Raw genomic sequence first — 3,338 nt, 5'->3', positions numbered from 1 at the left:
TGGGTGCATAGCTCAGCTGGATAGAGCAACGCCCTTCTAAGGCGTGTGTCCGGGGTTCGAATCCCTGTGCGCTCACCAATAAGAAGTTTCACTTTAGTGGAACTTTTTTTTATTATATAAAAATATTAATATGTTAATAATAGTAAGATATTCTAATATAATATATAATTCTAATTGATATAAGAATAAACTAAATTATTTGTATATGGTTAGATTAATATAGTATAATACATAGTGTAAATGATTAAGAAGTTATACAATAGGAGGATAAAATTGTGTCCAATATAAATTCTTTTTTAGTCGGTTTTTTTGATATAATATCAAGAATGAGTATATATGATGCTCTTGATATAACAATAGTAGCATATATTTTTTATAAAATATTTATGTTCATAAAAGATACAAGAGCAGAACAAGTTTTAAAAGGTATAGTTTTATTACTAGTAGCAACTCAATTAAGTGAAACATTCAAACTACATACATTATACTGGATATTACTAAAGACTCTTGATATTGGTTTTTTAGCAGCGATTATAATATTCCAGCCAGAACTTAGGGCAGGACTTGAACATATAGGAAGAACAAAATTTAACTTTTTTACAAAATCAGGAATAAGTACATCAGAGGAAGAAATTAGTCATACTATAGAAGAAATAGTAGAGGCGCTATATTCTCTGTCAAGACAAAAAATTGGTGCCCTTATTATTATGGAAAGAAAAACTAAGATAAATGATATAATAAATACGGGTACAATAATAGACTCAGAAATTTCTAGACAATTACTAATAAATATATTCATTCCAAATACGCCATTACATGATGGTGCTGTGATTATTGGCGATTCAAAAATAAAAGCAGCGGCTTGTTTCCTGCCATTAACTCAAAGTAAAGATTTAAGCAAAGACTTAGGCACTAGACACAGAGCTGGGGTAGGGGTAAGTGAGGTATCTGACTGTATAACCTTAATTGTTTCTGAAGAAACTGGAGATGTATCTATAGCAAAGTCAGGAAAGCTTTATAGAGATATATCTAAAGAGAGAATGGAGAATATATTAAGAAGCAATTTTAAAACTGGTGCAGAGGAAAAAAGCTTTTTAAAAGGTGGTATATTTAGATGATAAACAAATTAAAACATAATACCAAAATAAAAATAATATCCTTTTTAAGTGCGATAGTATTATGGCTATATGTTATGTCTGTTGTAGATCCACAAGGAACAAAGGTATTTGAAAATGTACCAATAGCTATTAATAACATGGGGGATATATCAGATAGAGATCTTCAAATATATCCGGCAAAAGAACTTACAATGGATATATCGGTTACAGGAAAGCTATCTAACCTTCATCAACTTAAAAAAGAAGAGATACATATTTATGGAAAAGTAGAGAGCCCAAAAGAAGGTAATAACCCAGTGTCTCTAGAGGCTAAGGTACCAGGTAATGTTTCATTTGTGTTAAAGAGTAATGTAACTACTATAGCTTTAGATAAAATTATAGAAAAAGAAAAGCCTATAGAAATTAAGTTAGTAGGAAAATCGAAAGACAATGTAGATAAAGATGGAATAGACATGGACATTGAGAATGTAAATGTGTCAGGTCCTAGAACTTTAATTAAACAGGTAAATAAAGTTATAGCGATATTAGATACTGGAAGTAGAGTAGAAGATTTTGATGATAAATTAATGTTAATACCTGTAAATACAAAAGGTGAAAAGGTAGAAGGAATAATTTTAAGCGAATCAGAAGTTAACGTTAGCGTAAAACTTCTAAGACAAAGAACTGTACCTATAAAGATTAAGCTTCAAGAAGGAAGTGAAGAGGTTAAGTACTATCTGAGTCAGGATAAAGTTACAATAAAAGGTAAGAGAGAGATTGTAGATGTAATAGACTCTATTACAACTAAACCAATAGATTTACTCGATATGAGTGCAGATTCATCAAAAGATGTTCAATTAGAAATACCTGAAGGTGTATCAGTGGTAGGGAAACCTATAGCTATAAAACTAGATACAGTTAAAAATGTAACTAAAGAGTTTACATACTCTTCACTAGATATTGAGATAAGAAACAATACGAATAATATTGAAAGCTCAAATATATTAATACCTGAGAGTATAAATGTATCTGTTGAATATAAGGAAAATATAACTGATTTATCAAAATCAGGTATAAAATTATATATAGACTTATCAGAGGAGACTCAAGATAATAAATATAAGATTAATTATGATACAGATTACGAGCTTAATAAAATAAATATTCAACCTGAAACTATTGAAGTAAAATAGTTAGGTTATTATATGTAAGATGCGATAAAACATTTTGTTATTGTCGCATCTTATTTTTTATAGATTAAGATATGAGTACTTAATATGTAACTATTGATGTTATAAAATTAACATAAATATATAATAAAAATTTTATTTATCACTAGGAAAACGATATTAAAAAAGGTATAATTTAACTAAAGAATAAAATTATATATTCTATAGAGTATTAGGGGACATAATTTAAAAAAATTAAATTTATGAATACTATATTTAGAATATAGCAAAATTATGAATCATAGGAACTGATATATTACATAGGACATACTTAAAAACGGGGTGAAATATATGAGAAATTTTAATGAAGTAATAAGATTTGCAAGGGAAAGAGGGCCTAAGACTATATCTGTGGCATGTTGCCAAGATAAAGAAGTCTTAATTGCCGTTGAAATGGCAAGAGAAGAAGGTATAGCAAATGCTATTTTAGTAGGAGATATTGAGAAGACGAAAATAATAGCAGAAGAGTTACAAATAGATATTAATAATTATGAATTAATACATATAGAAGATACATCAGAAGCATCTCGAAAATCAGTTGAACTGGTATCTACTAATAAGGCTGACATGGTCATGAAAGGATTAGTGGATACATCTATAATATTAAAAGCTGTATTAGATAAAGAAATTGGTCTAAGAACAGGAAATGTACTAAGTCATGTTGCAGTATTTGATGTAGAAGGATATGATAGATTATTCTTTATTACTGATGCAGCAATGAACTTAGCTCCAGATCTAAATATAAAAAAGCAAATCATAGAAAATTCGTGCACAGTAGCTCATGCTCTAGATATAGAGCTACCTAAAGTAGCAGCAATATGTGCAAAAGAAAAAGTAAATCCAAAAATGCAAGATACTGTAGATGCTAAGCATCTAGAAGAAATGAATGAAAGAGGCGAAATAAAAGGATGTATAGTAGGGGGACCTTTTGCTCTAGATAATGCAGTATCAATAGAGGCAGCTAATCATAAAGGTATAAATCATCCAATAGCAGGTAAGGCAGATATATTAT

The 3,338-nt window shown here is 29.1% G+C and carries 3 protein-coding genes and 1 tRNA gene; all 4 read left to right on the top strand.

Going from position 1 to position 3,338, the window contains the following annotated elements; translation table 11 throughout:
• The first annotated feature begins 1 nt into the window (after nucleotide 1).
• A tRNA-Arg gene (locus CHL78_RS19900) sits at nucleotides 2–78 on the top strand.
• Between the two features lie 197 nt (nucleotides 79–275).
• Nucleotides 276–1,118, top strand: coding sequence for a diadenylate cyclase CdaA (gene cdaA, locus CHL78_RS19895; protein ID WP_094367083.1), 843 nt, complete (start codon nucleotides 276–278; stop codon nucleotides 1,116–1,118).
• Nucleotides 1,115–2,290 (top strand): CdaR family protein, encoded by a 1,176-nt coding sequence (locus CHL78_RS19890; protein WP_094367082.1) that lies wholly within the window; start codon nucleotides 1,115–1,117, stop codon nucleotides 2,288–2,290. Before cdaA ends, CHL78_RS19890 begins: the two co-directional genes overlap by 4 nt.
• 327 nt (nucleotides 2,291–2,617) lie before the next feature.
• On the top strand, nucleotides 2,618–3,338 hold a 721-nt coding region (locus CHL78_RS19885), incomplete at its 3' end, for a phosphate acyltransferase (protein WP_116041753.1).

This window comes from Romboutsia weinsteinii (assembly GCF_002250835.2).
In the GTDB taxonomy this organism is placed as follows: Bacteria; Bacillota; Clostridia; order Peptostreptococcales; family Peptostreptococcaceae; genus Romboutsia_A; species Romboutsia_A weinsteinii.
Note: the sequence above shows the minus strand (reverse complement) of the source record. Positions and strands in the feature narration are given on the sequence as shown.

Coding starts and splice junctions, on each gene's coding strand:
- CHL78_RS19890 (WP_094367082.1), top strand. CDS start 1,115: ATGATAAACAAATTAAAACATAATACCAAAATAAAAATAATATCCTTT.